At 55.3% G+C, this 300-nt stretch carries 2 rRNA genes; both read right to left on the bottom strand.

Annotated elements, in window-relative coordinates:
* A 5S ribosomal RNA gene (gene rrf, locus IA22_RS0133815) occupies positions 1-92 on the bottom strand; the annotation flags it as partial.
* A gap of 131 nt (positions 93-223) precedes the next feature.
* Positions 224-300: ribosomal RNA gene (locus IA22_RS0133810) — 23S ribosomal RNA — on the bottom strand; the annotation flags it as partial.

Below are 300 nucleotides of genomic sequence, written 5' to 3'. Positions count from 1 at the left end.
AGGGTCCCCCCTGCAGTACCATCGGCGCTGAAAGGCTTAGCTTCCGGGTTCGGAATGTAACCGGGCGTTTCCCTAACGCAATGACCACCGAAACACTATCGGCCACTCCGCAATGCGGAGATCGGCACTTAGCGAACAAGCACACTTTTCAATTAAGTAGTGAAACTGTTCAACCAGCACGACTGTTCGTGGCCTGGGAACAACACAGTGGACGCGAGCAACTGAGGACAAGCCCTCGGCCTATTAGTACCAGTCAGCTCCACCCGTTACCGGGCTTCCACATCTGGCCTATCAACCCAG

It is taken from the genome of Kitasatospora papulosa (genome assembly GCF_000717245.1).
GTDB lineage: Bacteria > Actinomycetota > Actinomycetes > Streptomycetales > Streptomycetaceae > Streptomyces > Streptomyces papulosus.
Note: the sequence above shows the minus strand (reverse complement) of the source record. Positions and strands in the feature narration are given on the sequence as shown.